The organism is Caulobacter sp. HMWF025 (genome assembly GCF_003060965.1).
Classification (GTDB): Bacteria; Pseudomonadota; Alphaproteobacteria; order Caulobacterales; family Caulobacteraceae; genus Caulobacter.
Window position 1 is genome coordinate 54,617 of the sequence record NZ_QAII01000155.1, and the last position, 17,408, is coordinate 72,024.

The 17,408-nt window shown below is 67.6% G+C and carries 17 protein-coding genes and 1 tRNA gene; 11 read left to right on the forward strand and 7 right to left on the reverse strand.

What is annotated here, in order from left to right; all coding sequences use genetic code 11:
• The 3 genes from DBR10_RS20260 to kynU all read left to right on the forward strand — a co-directional run.
• Positions 1 to 1,217 (forward strand): TonB-dependent receptor domain-containing protein (locus DBR10_RS20260; RefSeq protein WP_233243454.1); only part of this gene is annotated, 1,217 nt, incomplete at its 5' end.
• A gap of 101 nt (positions 1,218 to 1,318) precedes the next feature.
• Positions 1,319 to 2,836 carry a tryptophan halogenase family protein gene (locus DBR10_RS16620; RefSeq protein WP_108504869.1) on the forward strand — a complete coding sequence of 506 codons (1,518 nt, stop codon included), beginning with the start codon at positions 1,319 to 1,321 and terminating at the stop codon, positions 2,834 to 2,836.
• A gap of 106 nt (positions 2,837 to 2,942) precedes the next feature.
• Entirely contained in the window at positions 2,943 to 4,172 is a 1,230-nt protein-coding gene (kynU, locus tag DBR10_RS16625) for a kynureninase (protein ID WP_108504868.1), read from the forward strand.
• Between the two features lie 47 nt (positions 4,173 to 4,219).
• Here kynU and DBR10_RS16630 read toward each other — a convergent pair whose 3' ends face one another.
• The 3 genes from DBR10_RS16630 to DBR10_RS16640 all read right to left on the reverse strand — a co-directional run bounded on the left by DBR10_RS16630 (position 4,220) and on the right by DBR10_RS16640 (position 8,244).
• Positions 4,220 to 6,607: an arylsulfatase gene (locus DBR10_RS16630; protein ID WP_108504867.1), complete on the reverse strand. Its 2,388-nt coding sequence runs from the start codon at positions 6,605 to 6,607 to the stop codon at positions 4,220 to 4,222.
• A gap of 31 nt (positions 6,608 to 6,638) precedes the next feature.
• A complete protein-coding gene (locus DBR10_RS16635) occupies positions 6,639 to 7,022 on the reverse strand; it encodes a DUF4345 family protein (protein WP_108504866.1) in 384 nt (127 codons plus the stop codon).
• Positions 7,023 to 7,089: 67 nt separating this feature from the next.
• Entirely contained in the window at positions 7,090 to 8,244 is a 1,155-nt protein-coding gene (locus DBR10_RS16640) for a glutathione S-transferase N-terminal domain-containing protein (protein WP_146184120.1), read from the reverse strand.
• Positions 8,245 to 8,339: 95 nt separating this feature from the next.
• Here DBR10_RS16640 and DBR10_RS16645 point away from each other — a divergent pair, with 95 nt between their 5' ends.
• Both DBR10_RS16645 and DBR10_RS16650 read left to right on the forward strand, forming a co-directional pair.
• A complete protein-coding gene (locus DBR10_RS16645; RefSeq protein ID WP_108504864.1) occupies positions 8,340 to 9,005 on the forward strand; it encodes a 2-hydroxychromene-2-carboxylate isomerase in 666 nt (221 codons plus the stop codon).
• A 71-nt stretch (positions 9,006 to 9,076) separates the two neighbouring features.
• Entirely contained in the window at positions 9,077 to 10,744 is a 1,668-nt protein-coding gene (locus DBR10_RS16650) for a sulfatase-like hydrolase/transferase (protein WP_108504863.1), read from the forward strand.
• 82 nt (positions 10,745 to 10,826) lie between these two features.
• Here DBR10_RS16650 and DBR10_RS16655 read toward each other — a convergent pair whose 3' ends face one another.
• Positions 10,827 to 11,732, reverse strand: coding sequence for a haloalkane dehalogenase (locus DBR10_RS16655; RefSeq protein WP_108504862.1), 906 nt, complete (start codon positions 11,730 to 11,732; stop codon positions 10,827 to 10,829).
• A gap of 109 nt (positions 11,733 to 11,841) precedes the next feature.
• Here DBR10_RS16655 and DBR10_RS16660 point away from each other — a divergent pair, with 109 nt between their 5' ends.
• From DBR10_RS16660 to DBR10_RS16675, 4 genes are all read left to right on the forward strand, one after another.
• On the forward strand, positions 11,842 to 12,936 hold the full coding sequence (locus tag DBR10_RS16660) for an MBL fold metallo-hydrolase (protein ID WP_108504861.1): 1,095 nt from the start codon (positions 11,842 to 11,844) through the stop codon (positions 12,934 to 12,936).
• A gap of 72 nt (positions 12,937 to 13,008) precedes the next feature.
• On the forward strand, positions 13,009 to 13,620 hold the full coding sequence (locus DBR10_RS16665; protein ID WP_233243455.1) for a TetR/AcrR family transcriptional regulator: 612 nt from the start codon (positions 13,009 to 13,011) through the stop codon (positions 13,618 to 13,620).
• Positions 13,617 to 13,973 (forward strand): MazG-like family protein, encoded by a 357-nt coding sequence (locus DBR10_RS16670; RefSeq protein WP_108504860.1) that lies wholly within the window; start codon positions 13,617 to 13,619, stop codon positions 13,971 to 13,973. The genes DBR10_RS16665 and DBR10_RS16670 overlap by 4 nt, the downstream gene beginning before the upstream one ends.
• A 3-nt stretch (positions 13,974 to 13,976) precedes the next feature.
• A complete protein-coding gene (locus DBR10_RS16675; RefSeq protein ID WP_233243456.1) occupies positions 13,977 to 14,633 on the forward strand; it encodes an SOS response-associated peptidase in 657 nt (218 codons plus the stop codon).
• Positions 14,634 to 14,649: 16 nt separating this feature from the next.
• Here the strand turns inward: DBR10_RS16675 and DBR10_RS16680 are convergent.
• Positions 14,650 to 14,725: transfer RNA gene (locus tag DBR10_RS16680), tRNA-Ile, on the reverse strand.
• Between the two features lie 142 nt (positions 14,726 to 14,867).
• Here DBR10_RS16680 and DBR10_RS16685 point away from each other — a divergent pair.
• Positions 14,868 to 15,611, forward strand: a complete 744-nt coding sequence (locus DBR10_RS16685) for an SIMPL domain-containing protein (protein ID WP_108490164.1) — start codon at positions 14,868 to 14,870, stop codon at positions 15,609 to 15,611.
• Positions 15,612 to 15,716: 105 nt separating this feature from the next.
• Here DBR10_RS16685 and DBR10_RS16690 read toward each other — a convergent pair whose 3' ends face one another.
• Positions 15,717 to 16,184, reverse strand: a complete 468-nt coding sequence (locus DBR10_RS16690) for a hypothetical protein (RefSeq protein ID WP_108504858.1) — start codon at positions 16,182 to 16,184, stop codon at positions 15,717 to 15,719.
• A 2-nt stretch (positions 16,185 to 16,186) separates the two neighbouring features.
• Positions 16,187 to 16,543: an aspartate 1-decarboxylase gene (gene panD, locus DBR10_RS16695; protein WP_108504857.1), complete on the reverse strand. Its 357-nt coding sequence runs from the start codon at positions 16,541 to 16,543 to the stop codon at positions 16,187 to 16,189.
• 184 nt (positions 16,544 to 16,727) lie between these two features.
• On the opposite strand from panD, the gene DBR10_RS16700 reads away from it, so the two are divergent.
• A complete protein-coding gene (locus DBR10_RS16700) occupies positions 16,728 to 17,381 on the forward strand; it encodes a hypothetical protein (protein ID WP_233243457.1) in 654 nt (217 codons plus the stop codon).
• The last annotated feature ends 27 nt before the right edge of the window (positions 17,382 to 17,408 follow it).

The following is a 17,408-nucleotide window of genomic DNA, read 5'->3' on the forward strand; positions in this document are numbered from 1 at the left end:
GCGTCGCCAAGCTGGACCTGATCGGCATCAAGGCCATGCTGGCCTATGATCCGACCTACCTGCTGAAGAACGGCTACTACACCCTGATCGCCGATGCGAACCCGGCCGTTCAGACCCGCAACTGGTCAGTCCGTGAAGACGTTCAGGTGGCCTATGCCAAGTTTGACGTCGACACCCAGGCCGGCTCGATCCCGGTCCACGGCAACTTCGGTCTGCAGGTGGTCCGCACCGACCAGTTCTCGAAGGGCGTTGCGGTTAACCCCTCGACCCCGGCGAGCCCGACGGTCACCGACGACGGCTCCAAGTACACCTACGCCCTGCCCAGCCTGAACCTGACGTTCGACATGGGTAACGAGCTGTATGTGCGCCTCGGCGCTGCCCGGACCCTGGCCCGTGCCCGGATGGACGAACTGCGCGCCAGCCAGTCGTTCAACCAGAACACCTCGCGCCTGACCTCGACGGATCCGAACAACTCGTACTTCAGCGCCAACGGCGGCAACCCGAACCTGCGGCCCTACATCGCCGACGGCTTCGACCTGTCGGTGGAAAAGTACTTCGGTCGCTCGGCCTATCTGTCGGCCGCCGTGTACCACAAGGAACTGTCGAACTTCATCAACTCCAACTCGTCGTCCTACAAGGACTTCTCGGACTACCTGTTCCTGCTCAGCAGCGCGCAGCAGTCGCAACTGGGCACCAAGATCGGCCTGGTTTCGGGTCCGGACAACGGCGACGGCGGCTTCATCCGCGGTCTGGAACTGTCGGCCTCGCTGCAGGGTGACCTGCTGTGGGAACCGCTGAAGCCCTTCGGCCTGATCATCAGCGGCTCGTTCACCGACAGTGAAGTGACGCTGGAAAAGGGCACCAACCCGATCACCATCCCGGGTCTGTCCAAGAAGGTCATCAACACGACGTTCTACTATGAAAAGGACGGCTTCAACGCCCGGATCAGCAACCGCTATCGCGGCAAGTTCCTGGGTGAAGTCGCCGGCCTGAGCGCCGCGCGGATCTTCCGGACCGTCAACGAAGAGTCGGTTCTCGACGCCCAGATCGGCTACGAGTTCCGCGATGGTCCGCTGAGCGGCCTGTCCCTGTTGCTGCAAGCCAACAACATCACCGACGAGCCCTTCAAGACCTACGACAACAACGATCCGCGCCAGACCATCGACTACCAGAAGTACGGCGCGACCTACATGTTCGGCGTTTCGTACCGCTACTAGTCCCCAAGTCTCCTCCTGTCTTGGAGCCCCGCCGGATCATTCCGGCGGGGCCTTTTTTATGAGAGCCTCCGACCAGAGAGGCTGACTTGGGCAGGACGACCATGGCGGACACGGCGATCAAGGCCCTGACCATCGTCGGCGGGGGAACCGCGGGCTGGATCAGCGCGGCCCTGCTCTCGCGCACCCTTGGCCCCTCCGTCACCATCACCGTGGTCGAGTCCGAGGAGATCGGCATTGTCGGGGTCGGCGAGGCCACCATTCCGGCCATCCGGCTGCTGAACGGCCTGCTGGGCCTGGACGAGGACGACTTCCTCGCGGCCACCAACGGCACCATCAAGCTGGGTATCGAGTTCGTCGACTGGCACACGGTCGGCCAGTCCTATCTGCACGCCTTCGGCCCCGTCGGCCGCCCGTTGGGCATGGCTCCCTTTCATCACTACTGGCTGCGCCGCCGCCAGGCAGGGCATGCCGAGAGCCTGTGGGACTATTCGCTCAATGCCCGGGCCGCGAAGGGCGGGAAGTTCGACCGCATTGGCCAGGTCGGCGGCGGCTATCTGGAGGGCCTCGTCTACGCCTTCCACTTCGATGCCGCGCTCTATGCCCAGTATCTGCGCCGCTACAGCGAGGCCCAGGGCGTGACCCGGGTCGAGGGCCGGATCGTCGGTGTCGACCAGCACCCCGAAACCGGCTTCGTCACCGGCCTGACCCTGCAGGACGGCCGCAAGGTCGGCGGTGAGCTCTTCATCGACTGTTCCGGCTTCCGGGGCCTGCTGATCGAGGAGACCCTCAAGAGCGGCTACGAGGACTGGCGCAGCTGGCTGCCGATGGACAGCGCCATCGCGGTGCCCTGCGCCTCGGCCACGCCCCTGACGCCCTATACCCGCGCTACAGCCCGCGAGGCCGGCTGGCAGTGGCGGATCCCGCTGCAGCACCGCACCGGCAACGGCCATGTGTTCTGCAGCGACCATATCGACGCCGCCCGGGCCACCGACGTGCTGATGGCCAATCTGGACGGCGCGCCGCTGGCCGAGCCCCGCCAGCTGAAGTTCACCACCGGCCGCCGCAAGCAGTTCTGGAACCGCAATGTCGTGGCCCTGGGCCTGGCCAGCGGCTTCATGGAACCGCTGGAATCGACTAGCATCCACATGGTCCAGTCGGCCCTGAACCGGCTGCTGGCCCTGTTCCCGGACCGCAGCTTCAACCCCGTCGAGATCGCCGAATACAATCGCCAGACCGCTGCGGAGTACGAGTACATCCGCGACTTCCTGGTCCTGCACTACAAGGCCAGCACCCGCGAGGACACGCCGTTCTGGCAGGCCATGCGACGCATGGAAATGCCCGACAGCCTCAAGGCCCGGATCGAGCTGTTCTCACAGTCGGGCCGCCTGTTCAGCCAGGACGATGACCTCTTCAAGGAGGCCAGCTGGATCCAGGTCCTGATCGGCCAGGGGGTCATTCCGGAAGCCTTCCACCCGCTGACCGGCGTCGTCACCGACGCCCAGCTCGACGACTATCTGGGCAATCTGCGCCAGATCATGAGCCGTGCGGTCGAGGCCCTGCCCGCCCACGGCGACTTCATCGCCAGGACCTGTCCGAGCCGATCCCGGCCCGCTGCCTGACACCCGGTCTATCCCCGACTGAAGCCCCTGCCGGACCTGCCCGGCAGGGGCTCTTTTTTGGCGGGCCACCGCTGCAAAGCCGCCGGGAAGCGACTACAGATCGGCCATGACCCTTGACGACATCCAGCGCCGCGATGCCACCGATCCCCTCGCCGGCTTCCGGTCCGAGTTCACCCTGCCCGAGGGGGTGATCTATCTGGACGGCAATTCGCTGGGGGCCCTGCCCCGTGCGACCGCCGCCCGGCTGGCCGACACCGTGACCCGCGAATGGGGCCAGGACCTGATCCGCAGCTGGAACACCGCCGACTGGATCGGTGCCCCGCAGCGGGTCGGCGGCAAGATCGCCCAGCTGGTCGGAGCCCGGACCGACGAGGTGGTGGTGGCAGACTCGACCTCGGTCAACCTCTTCAAGCTGCTGGCCGCCGGACTGAAGGCCAGGCCCGGCCGGACGGTGATCCTGACCGAGCCCGGCAACTTCCCGACCGACCTCTATGTCGCCCAGGGCGTCCAGGCCCTGCTGCCGGAGGTGACGGTGCGCACCGCCCCGCGCGAGACGCTGCTGGAGGCCATCGACGCCGACGTCGCGGTCGTGATGCTGACCCATGTCCACTACAAGAGCGGGGCGCGGTTCGACATGGCCGCCGTCACCGCCGCCGCCCATGCCCGGGGCGCGCTGGTGCTGTGGGACCTCAGCCACAGCGTCGGGGCCGTCGAGATCGACCTGAACGGGGCGGACGCGGATCTGGCCGTGGGCTGCGGCTACAAGTATCTGAACGGCGGCCCGGGGGCCCCGGCCTTCCTGTTCGCGGCCCGCGCCCTGCAGGCCGATCTCGCCTCGCCCCTGACCGGCTGGATGGGGCATGCCGCCCCGTTCGCGTTCGGCGACGACTACGCTCCGGCCCCGGGTCTGGACCGGTTCCTGTGTGGCACGCCGCCGATCCTGGGTGTGGCCGCCCTCGAGGTGGGGGTCGAGATCGCCCTGCGCGCCGACATGGCCCAGGTGGCTGAAAAGTCCCGCCAGCTGTCGGCCCTGTTCATCGACCGCGTCGAAGACCGTTGCGCCGGCCTTGGCCTGACCCTGGCGTCGCCGCGCGCGCCCGAGCAGCGCGGCAGCCACATCGCCTTCACCCATGAGGCCGCCTATCCGGTCATGCAGGCCCTGATCGCCCGGGGCGTGATCGGCGACTTCCGTGCGCCCGACATCCTGCGCTTTGGCTTCACCCCGCTCTATCTGCGCCACGCGGACGTCTGGAACGCGGTGGAGATCCTGCGCGAGGTGCTGGTCCGCGAGGCCTGGCGCGAGCCGGCCTATCAGGTGCGGGCAGCAGTGACCTGAGGGGCCAGCAGGTCCTCTCCCTCCGGGGGAGCATCTGCATCTCCGATCTAAACCGTGATCCGCATCTCCTTCATGAAGCGCATCACCTCCAGCGGTTTCATGGCGGCGGTGTCGACGTCGATCAGGACGCGGGCGATCTGGCCCTGGAAGGGGTTGGGCCCCTGATAGGTGCGCGACACCCGGTTGCCGTGGTCGGCCCCGATACAGAAGCCGTCATAGCCCGGCGCGAACAGCACCCGGTCGAACTTGCGCTCGGCCACCTTGCGGCCGTTGACGAACAGCGCCCCGCGCCCCTCGAACGGCCGGGAGGTCATGGTCTGCTCGTAGCGGACCTTGATGTTGCCGCGCGGCAGCCTGGCCGGCGAGGCGATGACCTCGGTCCAGGGCACCAGGCTGGTCTGGTAGATCAGCCGGCCCTTGTCGATGAACAGCACATAGCCGGCCGGCATCGAGCCATGGGCCACCAGCACCCCGTCCTCGTCGCCGTTCGGTCGGGACAGCTCCACCTCGATGGAATGCGACAGCCCGCAGACGATCGGTGAGACATCGGTCGGGATCGGATCGATCGGTGGACGGATATCCCAGCGTTTTCTGAGCTTTGAGGCCCGTTGTTGAACCAGCTTCAGCAGCAGCGGCCGGTCATCGAGCGGCAGGACATCATGGGCGACGGCGGCCTTGTTCCACTTGTCCAGCAGCCGGGCCACGACCTCGGGATGGGCGGCCGAGACATCCCTGAGTTCATTGGGATCGACGGCGGTGTTGTAGAGGCCCCAGTGGTCATCCTCGAAGGGCTTGCCGCGCTGGTGCTGGGCCACGAGCCGCCAGTCGCCCTCCTGATAGGCCCGGTAGCCGCCCAGTTCGTAATACTGCTCGCTGCGGGTCGGTGCGGCCGGATCGGCGAAGGTCCTGACCGCGCTCGCCCCCTCCAGCGGCTTTTGCGCGCCGCCGCGATAGAGCTCGGGTCGCGAGACGCCGCAGGCCTCCAGCAGGGTCGGATAGAGGTCGACCACATGCACGAACTGCTTGCGCACGCCGCCCTTGTCCTCGACGCCCTTGGGCCAGGAGACGATCAGCGGATCGGCGACCCCGCCCAGGGCGGTGTTCTGCTTGTAGAGCCGGTAGGGCGTGTTCGAGGCATTGGTCCAGCCGATCGGATAGTGCGGGAACGTACCGTCCTCGCCCATCGTGTCGTACAGGGCCAGGGCCTCAGCCTCCGAGGCGGGACGTCCGAAAGCCGGTCCGAACAGGTTGGGCGTGCCGGTCTGGGTGCCCTCGGCCGAGGCCCCGTTATCGGAGAACAGCACCACCAGGGTGTTTTCGCGCAGGCCCATGGCCTCGAGCTCAGCCATTACCCGGCCGATGGCCCGGTCCACGCCGGTGATCATCCCGGCATAGACCTCCATATAGCGGGCATAGAGCCGCTGCTGGTCCGGCGTCAGCTCGGCCCAGGGCTTGGCCCCCGGGGAGAGCGGCGGCAGGGCGGTGTCGGCCGGCATCAGCCCCTTGGCCTTCTGACGCTCAAGCCGCTGCTGGCGGATCTCGTCCCAGCCGGCGTCGAACCGGCCCTTGTAGAGGTCGCGATCGGCGGCCTTGGCCTGCAGGGGCGAGTGCGCCGCGCCGAAGGCCAATTGCATGAAGAACGGCTTGTCCGGGGCCATGGCCTTCTGGGTGTGCAGATAGGTCACCGCCCGCTGGGCCAGATCATCCGACAGGTAGTAGTCCCCGCCGCCTTCGACCTCGACCCGGCTCGTGCCCTCATAGAGCGCGCCGGGGTGGAAGTGGTCGCTGGAATGGCCCTGATACCAGTAGGCCCGCTCGAAGCCCCGTGCGGTCGGCCAGTTGTGGAAGGGCCCGGTCGGTCCGGAGTGATCGGCATTGTTGACGTGCCATTTGCCCAGCAGGAAGGTCGACCAGCCTGCCTCGACCAGCACCTCGGCCAGGGTGGCGTTTTCCTGGGTCAGGTCGCCACGATAGCCCGGATAGCCGCTGTCGATGTCGGCCAGCCAGCCCATGCCGGCCGAGTGGTGATTGAGCCCGGTCAGCAGCGCCGCCCGCGTGCAGGAGCACATCGCCGTCGTGCGGAAGTTCGTATAGCGCAGCCCCTGCCCGGCCAGGGCATCCAGGGCCGGGGTCTGCAGTTCGCCGCCGTAGCAGCCCAGATCGGCCACGCCGACATCATCGAGGATGATGACGACGACGTTCGGCGCGCCTTTGTGGGCCTTGGCCTCCTGGGCCTGGGCCGGGCGCGAATCCTTGAACGAAAGGCCGATCTTCGCCGACTTGCCCGGGGCCATGGCCTTGGGCGTGATGATCGTGCTGGTCGCCGACTTGATCGCCGCACCACCGGCCGCCACCGCGCCAGTTCCCACGACCCCGAGTCCCGCCCCGATCAGCAGCGAGCGGCGATCGATCTTCGGCTTCTTGTCGCTGTCCATCGGACGTCTCCTGCGGCGTTGGGATCGGGGATCAGGCTTTGGGCGCGGAGAGGGTCCGGCGACCCAGCAGCAGGATGGCCAGGGTCACGGCCTCGACCACGATCGGCGGCACCTGCTCCGGCGACGGACCGGCCAGGATCAGCGACAGGCCGCGTCCGGCCAGGGCCAGACAGATCAGCATCAGCGGGGCCAGCAGCAGGTCGCGACGGTCCTTCACGGCGGCCCAGAGCATCAGGGCCCCGACGCCGGCGAAGAAGCCGCCGAGGTCGGCCCGCAGCGAGGCCTGGCCGAGGGCCCCGATCCCGCTCAGCCCGAACTTGCCGGAAATCTCCAGCGGCCGCAGCCAGAACAGCATCGCGATCAGGATGGCCGATGTCCCGCTGAACCCGACCAGTCCCCGCACCAGAGTTTTCATGTCCGCCCCGTTTCGTTGTTATAGTGGCATTATAAGTGCCAATTTATGAACATGGCAAGCGGGCGCGTCAGGCTGCGCCGTCCAGCCACGCCCCCCAGACCTCCAGATGCCCCTTTCGCTCAACCCGGCGCTGGGCCTTCAGGTCGCGTAACGGGGTCAGGCCGGTCGCTTCCAGCAGGGTGCCAACTGAAGCGTCCCCGGCCGCGGCGACGGCATCCTGGACCTTTTGCAGCAGGTACAGCCGGTACGGCAGGACGCCGACCTCGATCGGGATGCCGCGCCATGCCAGGGCGACCTTGCCGATGGCCCGGTCGCCGGGCCGGGCCAGGCCATTGGTCCCGGGCTCCAGATCCGGGCGCTCGGCCAGCCACTGGCGCACGAAACCGACCTGGGCGGTGATGTCGGGCAGATAGTCCTCGGCAATGAACCGCATCAGGGCCATCAGGGTGTCGGGAACCCCGTCATCGGCAAACAGGGCCGGCTCCGGATGGCCGTACTCGACGGTGTCGAGATCGGCGGCCTGCATCCGCTCGACCCAGCGCCAGACCCGCCAGGCCCGCTGCTTCATGATCTGGCCGGGATGGGTGTCACGCGACAGGTGGGCATAGAGCGGCCCGACGAGGCCGTAGTCGCCGAGGGTCGGATAGCCGCCCAGCAGATAGGGCGCATGGGCCAGGTGGGCGTCGAACAGGTCCAGGAACTGTTCCCAGGCCGCTTCAACGGCCGGGATGGACGCGTCGCTGACCCCGAACGAGGCCATGGCCGCCCGCATGCGGCGGCTGGCATTGGCATAGACCGCCTCGCCCTCCTCTCCGGACACGCCGGGCGCCAGGGTCGCGATGAAGTCCCGCTTCAGGAACGGCTGGTTGATGGCATCGAAGTTCCAGCGGTAGTGCATGGCCGGGCGCAGCAGGCCCTCGCCGCCGAACAGTTCGAAGATCTGGCTGATCACCCGGTGCCGGGGCCTCTGAGGAAAGGTCGGCCAGCGCCCCTGCCCGGTCGCCTCCAGCGTGTCGATGATCACCGACCCGTCCTGGATTAGGGTCCCGTCCGGAGCCTCCAGCACCGGCATGATCCAGCGTCCGACCTGCGGCATGATCGACTGCCGGTAGTGGGCATCGCCGATCGAGCGGTTCTCGAACGCGAGGCCCTGCTTGATCAGATAGGACCGGGCCTTGGCCGTGTAGAGCGAGCCCGGCGTGCCGTAGAGCTTGTAGACCAATGTCGCCTCCCCGTGCGGGAACGGTGGACCGCGCCCAATTTCGCGATATGGTCGCACTGTTAATGCCACTATTTCAAGATGGCGGGAGGAACCCCATGTCCCTGAGCTACGATCTCTACTGGTCCTTCCGCTCGCCCTATTCCTACATGATCACCCATCGCCTGATGGCCCTGGAGGCGGCGTTCGACGTGGTGGGCAACATCCGGCCGGTCTATCCGCTGGCCGTGCGCACCCCGGAGTTCTTCGAAACCCGCGATCCGCTGTGGTTCAGCTACTTCATGCAGGACATCTATCGCGAGGCCGCGTTCCTGGGCCTGCCGTTCCGCTGGCCGATCCCCGATCCGGTCAAGATGGACTATGCCACCCGCACCTACCCCAAGGAGCAGCCCTACATTCACCGCCTGACCCACCTGGGCGTGGCGGCTGCCGAGTTGGGTCGGGGCCTGCCCTTCCTGCACGCGGTCGGCCACGTGATCTGGAGCGGCGAGGTCGACAACTGGCCCGAGGGCGACCACATCGCCCGCGCCGCCGAACGGGCCGGACTCGACTGGGACACGCTGTCGGCCATGGCCGATAACGAAGCCGAGCGGCTGGCCGGCGTCGTCGAAGCCAGCCAGGTCGCCCAGCGCGCGGCCGGTCACTACGGGGTTCCGATGATCGCCTTCAACGGCGAGGCCTTCTTCGGCCAGGACCGCTTCGACCAGTTCAAGTGGCGGCTGGAGCAGCAGGGCCTGAAGGCCCGCGAAATTCTATCGACATAATTCGTGCCACTATGTAGCCTCCCCATCATCAAACGGGTGAAAAGCCCGACGACGCGTTTGGGGAGGTTACGATGCGGGTTCTGAAATGGGCGGGCATAGTCCTGGGCGTTCTGGTCGCCCTGCTGACCGGCGCGTGGCTCGGCCGCGACGCCCTGATCTATCATATCGGGCGGCTGATGGTCCCCAAGGGTACCGAGAACAAACCCGTGGCCTGGCAGGTCGGACCCGCCCAGCCGGCCGCGCCGGAAGACCAGCGGCCACCCAACGTCATCTTCATCCTGGCTGACGACCTCGGCTACAACGATGTCAGCCTGAACGGCGGCGGGGTCGGCGGTGTGGTCAAGACCCCCAATATCGACTCGATCGCCCAAGAGGGTGTGGACCTGACCAACGGCTATGCCGGCAACGCCACCTGCTCGCCGTCGCGCGCCGCGCTGATGACCGGCCGCTACCCCACCCGCTTCGGGTTCGAGTTTACCCCGACCCCGGTCGGCTTCTCGCGACTGGTCGGCAGCTTCCGCTCGCCGGGCTCCCTGCACCCGCCGCACTTCAACAAGGAAGAGGCCGGCGACATGCCGCCGATGGACGAGCTGGCCGTCCCGACCTCGGAAGTGACCATTGCCGAGGTCCTCAAGACCCGGGGCTATCACACTGTGCACCTGGGCAAGTGGCACCTGGGCGGCTCCAAGGGGTCGCGTCCCGAGGACCAGGGCTTTGACGAAAGCCTCGGCTTCATCGCCGGAGCCTCGATGTTCCTGCCGGAGAACGATCCGAACGTTGAGAACTCCAAGCAGGCCTTTGATCCGATTGATAAATTCCTCTGGGCCAACCTGCCCTATACCGTCCAGTACAACGGTCAGCCGATGATGAAGGCTAAGGGCTTCATGACCGACTACCTGTCGGACGAGGCCATCAAGTCGATCAAGGCCAACCGCAACCAGCCGTTCTTCATGTACCTGGCCTATAACGCGCCCCATACGCCGCTGCAGGCCCCCAAGGCCGACTATGACGCCCTGCCCCAGATCAAGGACCACCGCCTGCGGGTCTATGGGGCGATGGTCCGCAACCTCGACCGCAATGTTGGCCGGGTGTTGCAGACCCTCAAGGACGAAGGTCTCGACGACAACACCCTGGTGGTCTTCACCAGCGATAACGGCGGGGCCCACTATATCGGCCTGCCCCACATCAACAGCCCGTATCGCGGCTGGAAGGCGACCTTCTTCGAAGGCGGTCTGCGGGTGCCCTACTACATGAAGTGGCCCAAGGCCCTGCCGGCCGGAACCCGGTTCAACAGCCCGGTCGGTCATATCGATATGTTCGCTACCGCCGCCGGGGCCGCCGGAGCCACCATGCCCAACGATCGGCCGATCGACGGCGTGAACCTGACCCCTTACCTAACCGGCCAGGCCCAGGGCCGTCCGCACGAGGCCCTGTTCTGGCGCTCGGGCGATGCCCGTATGGTCCGGGCCGGCGACTGGAAGCTGCAGTTGCTGAAACTGCCCGACCAGCAGGGCGAGAAGGTCTGGCTTTACGACCTGGCCAGCGACCCGACCGAACAGAAGAACCTGGCCACGTCCAACCCGGCCAAGGTCGCCGAACTGCGGGCCCTGCTCGTCGAGCGCGACAAGACCAACGTCAAGGCGGCGTGGCCGTCCCTGCTGCGCGGGGCCATCGCCATCGATCACCCGCTGAATGTGCCGGACAAGCCGACCGACGAGTTCGTCTACTGGAACAACTAGGCCCCTGAAGACCCTCTCTGCAAAAGGCCCCGCCCCGGTTCTCCCGGGACGGGGCCTTCTTTTTCAGACAGGCAAAGGACGATCAGGCGTGGGCGCGGGCCACCAGACCGTCGAGCAGCTCGACGATCGCGTCGGGACAATCTTCCTGCAGGAAGTGACCGCCCGGCAGGATGACGTGCGGCTGGCCGGCGGTGCCCGGCACCCTCTCCTTGAAGATGGCCTCGCCGCCGCGCGTCACCGCATCGCCGTCGCTGAAGGCGGTCAGGAACGGCTTGTCATAGGCTGACAGCACTTCCCAGGCGGCCTTGTTCTCGGCCACCGAGCCATGCTCGGGCGTGATCGGCACCAGGGTCGGGAACTGCCGGGCCCCTTCCTTGAAGCTCTCGTCCGGGAACGGGGCGTCATAGGCGGCGACCTCTTCGGCCGACAGGTCCCGGCCCGTGCCCATATTGACGATCAGGCCGATCGGCATGGTCGGGGTGTTCTGGCTGAAGTCGAGCCAGGCCTTGAAGCCTTCCGACCAGCCGGTGCCGATGGGCAGGCCGGTATTGCCGACGGTCACGGCGGCGAAGCGCTCCGGGAAGGCCGCCACCAGGCGCAGACCGATCAGGCCGCCCCAGTCCTGGCAGAACAGGGTCAGGTCCTTGAGGTCCAGCCCGGTCAGCCACTGGCTCATCCAGGCGACATGGCGCTCATAGGTGTAGTCGGTGCGAAGCGTCGGCTTGTCCGAACGCCCGAAGCCGATCAGGTCGGGCGCGATGACGCGATGGCCTTTGGCGACCAGACCGGCGGTGATCTTGCGATAGAGATAGGCCCAGGACGGCTCGCCGTGCATCAGCAGGACGACCGGCGCATCGCGCGGCCCCTCGTCGACATAGTGCAGGCGCATGACCGTGCCATCGGCATCGGTGACCGTGGCGTAGTGCGGGGCATAGGGCCAGTCGGCCAGGGCCTCGAACCGTTCGTCGGGTGTCCTCAGTACCTGCATTCGCACGCCTCCCATTGACAATCTGCCGGCAAGGGCCAAGCATATTGGCAATATGCGTGTCACTACATCGCGGCGGGGTCAAGCCCGCCCCTTGAAGGGAGAGCCCGGGATGAAGACCGGAACCAGGATCATCCTCGCCGTCGTGTCGGTCGCCGTTCTGCTCGGGGCCGGCGCCTGGCTGGTGCGCGGACGCCTCGCCACGACGGCGATCGAGAAGCTCTATGTCAAGGCGATGGCCCGGGCGCCCGATGACGGCCTGGCCGACGGCCTGCATGTCGGCCTCTGCGGGGCCGGCGGCCCGCTTCCGGATCCCAAGCGCATGGGCCCCTGCACGGCCGTCCTGGCCGGCAAGCGGCTGTTCGTCATCGACTCCGGCAGCGGCGCGGCCCGCAACCTGGCCATGATGAACCTGGCTCCGGCCCGCATCGACGGCGTTTTCCTGACCCACTACCACTCCGACCATATCGACGGCCTGGGCGAGGTGCTGCTGCAGCGCTGGGCCGGCAGCGGCAATCCGGTGCCGGTCCCCGTCTACGGGCCTGAGGGGGTCCAGGCGGTGCTGGGCGGCTTCATGCAGGCCTACACGCTCGACAAGGGCTACCGCGTCGCCCACCACGGCGCGGCGACGATTCCGCCGTCGGGCTTCGGCGGCACGGCCATGCCGTTCACGGCCGGCCAGGACCAGCCGGACCTCGTCCTGATCAATGAGCCCGACCTGAAGGTCACGGCCTTCCCGGTGCACCACGACCCGGTCAGCCCGGCGGTCGGCTATGCCTTCACCTACAAGGGCCGCACGGTGGTGATCAGCGGCGACACCGCGCCCTCGGCAAGGGTGGAAGCCGCCGCCAAGGGGGCCGACCTGCTGGTCCACGAGGCCCTGTCGCCGGAGCTGACCGCCCTGCAGCAGCGGGCCGCCCAGACGGCGGGCCGTCCGCGTCTGGTCAAGATCTTCGGCGACATTCCCGGCTATCACACCAGTCCGGAACAGGCGGCCGAACTGGCCCAGCGGGCCGGTGTCCGCTACCTGCTGCTCAGCCACATCGTCCCGGCCCTGCCCGTCGCAGCCCTCGAAGGCCCGTTCCTCGGCCGCTCACGGACCCTGTTCAAGGGGGGGTTGCGCGTCGGGCGCGACGGGGATTTCATCAGCCTCCCGTCGGGGTCTGACAAAATCATCCGCTCGGATCGCCTGAAAATGATCCGCTGACCCCGTAGCGCTGGCGTGCCGGATCAGGCACGCCTATGGATTCAGTTCTATCAGGCATGCAGGTGATATGGCGTGATCCAGCAAACAGGCGCTCAGGCAGAGGACCCGGTCGAGGAGACTGACGGTCGCCGTCGTCGCGGTCAGGACAACCGCGCCCGGATCGTCACCGCCATGCTCGAGACGATCCGGTCCGGCGACCTGTCGCCCAGCGCCGAACAGGTGGCCCTGCGCGCCGATGTCGGTCTGCGCACCGTGTTCCGGCACTTCAAGGACATGGACAGCCTCTATAGCGAGATGTCCCAGGTCATCGAGGACGAGCTGCGGGCCGTGATCACAACGCCCTTCCGCTCGACCGACTGGAAGGACCGGGTTCTGGAGCTGGTCGACCGGCGGGCCTTCGGCTTCGAGAAGATCGCGCCCTTCAAGCATGCGTCGGAAGCCTACCGCCACCGCTCGCGCTTCCTCGACGCCGACAGCGGCCGACTGGTCAAGGCGCTGCGCAAGATCCTCGACCGCGAACTGCCGGCCACCGTGGCCGCCGACACCCTGACGGTCGAGGCCCTCGACCTGCTGCTCAGCTTCGAAGCCTGGTCACGCCTGCGTCGTGAACAGGGCCGCTCGGTCGAGGAGTCCATCGCCATCCTGCGCGCCGCCGTCGGCCGGCTGCTGGAGGCGCGCCCGTGAGCGCCCCCGCCGATCCTGCGCCCCACGCCACCCTGCGGTCAGCCAACCTGGCTCGCCAGGCCGAGTGGGACACGGACGGCCAGATCACCCTGTCCTATCGCGGCAACGAGTTGGCCGGCGAGGTCGGCGAGGCCTGCAACCTGATCAAGAAGCTCGAGCGAGAGCGGATGGGCATCGCCGGCTCGCGCGCCAGTGTCGAGCACCTGGCCGAGGAACTGGCCGACGTGATCATCTGCGCCGACCTGATCGCCATGCAGCTGGGCATCGACCTGCAGGCCGCCGTGGCCGCAAAGTTCAACAAGACCTCCGAGAAGGTCGGTCTTGTCACCCGGATGGCCACCGGAGCCGACTGAGCCGTGTGCAACCTCTACGCCATGCGCCGCACCCAGGCCGAGGTCGTCGCCCTGACCCGGGCCCTGTTGCAGCCCGTCAACCAGCCCGACATGCCCGGCATCTTCCCGGACTACGCGGCCCCGATCGTCCGTCAGACCGAGGCGGGCGAGCGTGAACTGGTCCAGGCCCGCTGGGGCATGCCCTCGCCGCAGTTCGCCCTGGCCGGCAAGAAGACCGACCCCGGGGTCACCAACATCCGCAACACCAAGAGCCCGCACTGGCGGCGCTGGCTCGGGCCCGAACAGCGCTGTCTCGTGCCCTTCACCAGCTTCAGCGAGTTCAACAAGACCGAAGGTGGCGACATCTGGTTCGCGCTCGGCGAAGACCGACCGCTGGCCGTCTTCGCCGGCCTCTGGACCCGCTGGACCAGCGTCCGCAAGCTGAAGGAGGGCGAGGTCACCGCCGACCTGTTCGGCTTCCTGACCACCGAGCCCAATGCCGAGGTCGCCGCCATCCACCCCAAGGCCATGCCCGTCATCCTGACCACGGCCGAGGAACGCGACACCTGGCTCCGCGCCCCCTGGTCCGAAGCCTTCGCCCTCCAGCGCCCCCTGCCCGACGGCGCGCTGCAGATTGTCCAGCGCGGCGGCAAGCGGGATGAGGTTGTGGTTCTCGGGTAATGTGGTGGTGCGGAAGTGGTAGGCCCGGAGGGACTCGAACCCCCAACCAGACCGTTATGAGCGGTCGGCTCTAACCATTGAGCTACAGGCCCCCGTGAACGCGGCGGTTCGGAGGGGTCGGCAGTTAGCACGGGGACAACGCGGCTTAAAGCTCCCGTTCAGGTTCAATTTGTCATCAGGGAACCGTAGCGGTTCGCGGTGCTTTACCGACCGAACCGCCAGGAGACCAAGACCATGACGTCCATCGCCGCCCGTATTGCCGGTGTCGCCCTCATTCCCGCCGCTGTCGCCGGCCTGATGGCCGCTGCGCCCGCCCAGGCCCAGAGCGTGGCGGAGACCGCCTTCCGCGCCACCACCTTCAACCTCTCGGCCTTCGGCGAAACCCAGGTCGCCCCCGACATGGCCACCCTGTCGCTCGGCGTCCAGACCGATGCGCCGACGGCGGCCGAGGCCCTGAAGGCCAATGGCGTGCGGATGACCCAGGTGATCGCGGCCCTGCGCAAGGCAGGCATCGCCGAGCGCGACATCCAGACCTCGGGCCTGTCGCTGAACGCCCAGTATACCTACGAGCAGAACCAGCCGCCCAAGCTGTCGGGCTACCAGGCCAGCAACCAGGTGACGGTCATCGTGCGCGACCTGACCCGTCTGGGCCAGGCCGTCGACGCCACGGTCGGGGCCGGGGCCAATACGCTCGGCGGCATCAGCTTTGGCCTGCAGAACCCGCAGGCGGCCGAAGACGCGGCCCGGCTGGCGGCGGTCAAGGCCCTGCAGGCCAAGGCCGATCTCTATGCCCGGGCCACCGGCTACAAGGTCGTGCGCCTGGTCAACCTGGGCGAAGGCGGCGGCTACAATCCCGCCCCGCAGCCGATCCCGATGTTTGCCATGGCCAAGCGGGAAATGGCTGACGCCACCCCGGTCGCCGCCGGCGAGCTGAAGGTGCGGGTCGACGTCTCGGCGACCTACGAGATGGCCCGCTAGCGAGAGGGTGTTACGGCCAGCGCGAGGGCTCTTCCTGCGGCGCTGGCCCCCTCCGGATGCTGCGCATCCGCCTCCCCCGGAGGAGGAAGACGGAGAGGGCCGTCCCTAGAACCCGGCCCTGGCGAAGGCGCGCTCGACGCGCTCCTGGACCTCGCGGCCCGGCAGGGCCCGCTCGCCTTCCATGACCGCCACATAGGTCAGGTTGCGCGGCGGACGCCCGGCTCCGGTCGGGACCGGGCCCATGGCCCAGCCGACCGTGTTGACGCCGCCAGCCGCCGAGGTCGGACAGCTGATGAAGCGGGCCGGCTTGCCCAGCGCGCCTTTCAGCACGGTCTCGGCGGTCACGGGGTTGCCACCGGCGCAGCTCGGCAGGTTGCGCGAGCAGGTGACATAGCCGCCGCCGCGCCAGACCAGCTTACCGGCCTGGTCGGCGATCAGCACGCAGGTCGAGGGCGAGCCGATCGCCCGGCCGATCGCAGCGTTCAGGGCGCTCTCGTCAACGCCCTCGGGCAGTTTGGGCGCGCAGCCGGCCAGCAGGCCGGCGATCAGGGCGAGGCCGGCGAGACGGCGCACGCTCAGGCCGCCGACTTGATGTGGTTGCCCGCGTCGAGCAGGACCACGGTCGGCGCATAGTTTCGAGCTTGCTCCGCCGCCAGCTGGCAGTAGGTGACGATGATGACGGTGTCGTTCTTCTGGACCAGCCGGGCGGCGGCCCCATTGACCCCGATCACCTTCGAACCGCGCGGGGCTTCGATGGCATAGGTCGTGAAGCGCGCGCCATTGGTGATGTTCAGCACATCAACCTGCTCGTTGGGCAGGATGCCCGAGGCGTCCAGCAGGTCGCGATCGATGGCGATCGAGCCCTCATAGTCGAGATCGGCCTGGGTCACGGTGGCCCGGTGAAGCTTGGCCTTGAGCATGGTCAGAAGCATGGCGTTACCTGCATCCCCTTGAAACGACTGGGTCTATTCGGAGCCGCCACACACAGGGCCCAAATCCGTCCGGCCATATAGACAGGAACCCCTGCCCGTTCAATCTCAGGGAGAGGCCCGAAAAGGTTAACAACGTCACAGATCCGGTCTAGGGTTGGCTGAACGCGGTTATGCGGTGGGGGCCATGCGTAACGGACGATGGATACTGGCGGCGGCCGTGATGGTCGCCACAACGGGGCTGGCAGCGGTCATTGTCACGGGCGTCACCGCCCAGGTGCGCACCGAAGACGGCGCTTCGGCCCTGACGGCGGTCCGCGCACCGACGGCAGCCTTCGTCCGGCAAAGGGCCCAGGGCCGGGTTGACTGGCAGGGGGCCGTCGGCGGCCTGCGCCAGAGCGGCGGGGCGTCAGACACCCTGGCGGGCAATCTCGACCGGGCCGAGGTCGACGCCACCCGCGTGCCGATCCTGCTGCCCAACGACGCCAAGCTGGCGGCCGGCGCGCGGATCTACAGCTTCGGCGACTATTACACGATCACGGCTGACGCCCCGGGGGCCGGCATCTCGCTCAGCGGGACCACGGCTGTCGTGCCCCTGCCCTCGTCTACACCGCTGAAGATCGAGGCCACGGCCCCGGAATATCTGACGGTCCAGCGCACCGTCGACGGGCAGCTGGCCAGCTTCATCCGCTACGGGGTGCTCTATTCGGTCGAGATCCGCTGCGACGCCCCGGGCGACCTGCGCTGCACGGACGACAACTATGTGCTCGGCCTGGTCGGCAAGACCACGACCGTGGTGCTGGGGGCAGCGGCCCGTGCCGAAGCCGGTCTGGGAGGCTGATCCGATGTCGCCCTCCCTGCCCCTCAC

Bases quoted from the DNA above. Each gene is read 5' to 3' on its own strand.
- panD (WP_108504857.1), bottom strand. From the start codon at position 16,543: ATGCTTCTGACCATGCTCAAGGCCAAGCTTCACCGGGCCACCGTGACC.
- DBR10_RS16620 (WP_108504869.1), top strand. From the start codon at position 1,319: ATGGCGGACACGGCGATCAAGGCCCTGACCATCGTCGGCGGGGGAACC.
- DBR10_RS16660 (WP_108504861.1), top strand. From the start codon at position 11,842: ATGAAGACCGGAACCAGGATCATCCTCGCCGTCGTGTCGGTCGCCGTT.
- DBR10_RS16630 (WP_108504867.1), bottom strand. From the start codon at position 6,607: ATGGACAGCGACAAGAAGCCGAAGATCGATCGCCGCTCGCTGCTGATC.
- DBR10_RS16685 (WP_108490164.1), top strand. From the start codon at position 14,868: ATGACGTCCATCGCCGCCCGTATTGCCGGTGTCGCCCTCATTCCCGCC.
- DBR10_RS16635 (WP_108504866.1), bottom strand. From the start codon at position 7,022: ATGAAAACTCTGGTGCGGGGACTGGTCGGGTTCAGCGGGACATCGGCC.
- DBR10_RS16645 (WP_108504864.1), top strand. From the start codon at position 8,340: ATGTCCCTGAGCTACGATCTCTACTGGTCCTTCCGCTCGCCCTATTCC.
- DBR10_RS16655 (WP_108504862.1), bottom strand. From the start codon at position 11,732: ATGCAGGTACTGAGGACACCCGACGAACGGTTCGAGGCCCTGGCCGAC.
- DBR10_RS16700 (WP_233243457.1), top strand. From the start codon at position 16,728: ATGCGTAACGGACGATGGATACTGGCGGCGGCCGTGATGGTCGCCACA.
- kynU (WP_108504868.1), top strand. From the start codon at position 2,943: ATGACCCTTGACGACATCCAGCGCCGCGATGCCACCGATCCCCTCGCC.
- DBR10_RS16650 (WP_108504863.1), top strand. From the start codon at position 9,077: ATGCGGGTTCTGAAATGGGCGGGCATAGTCCTGGGCGTTCTGGTCGCC.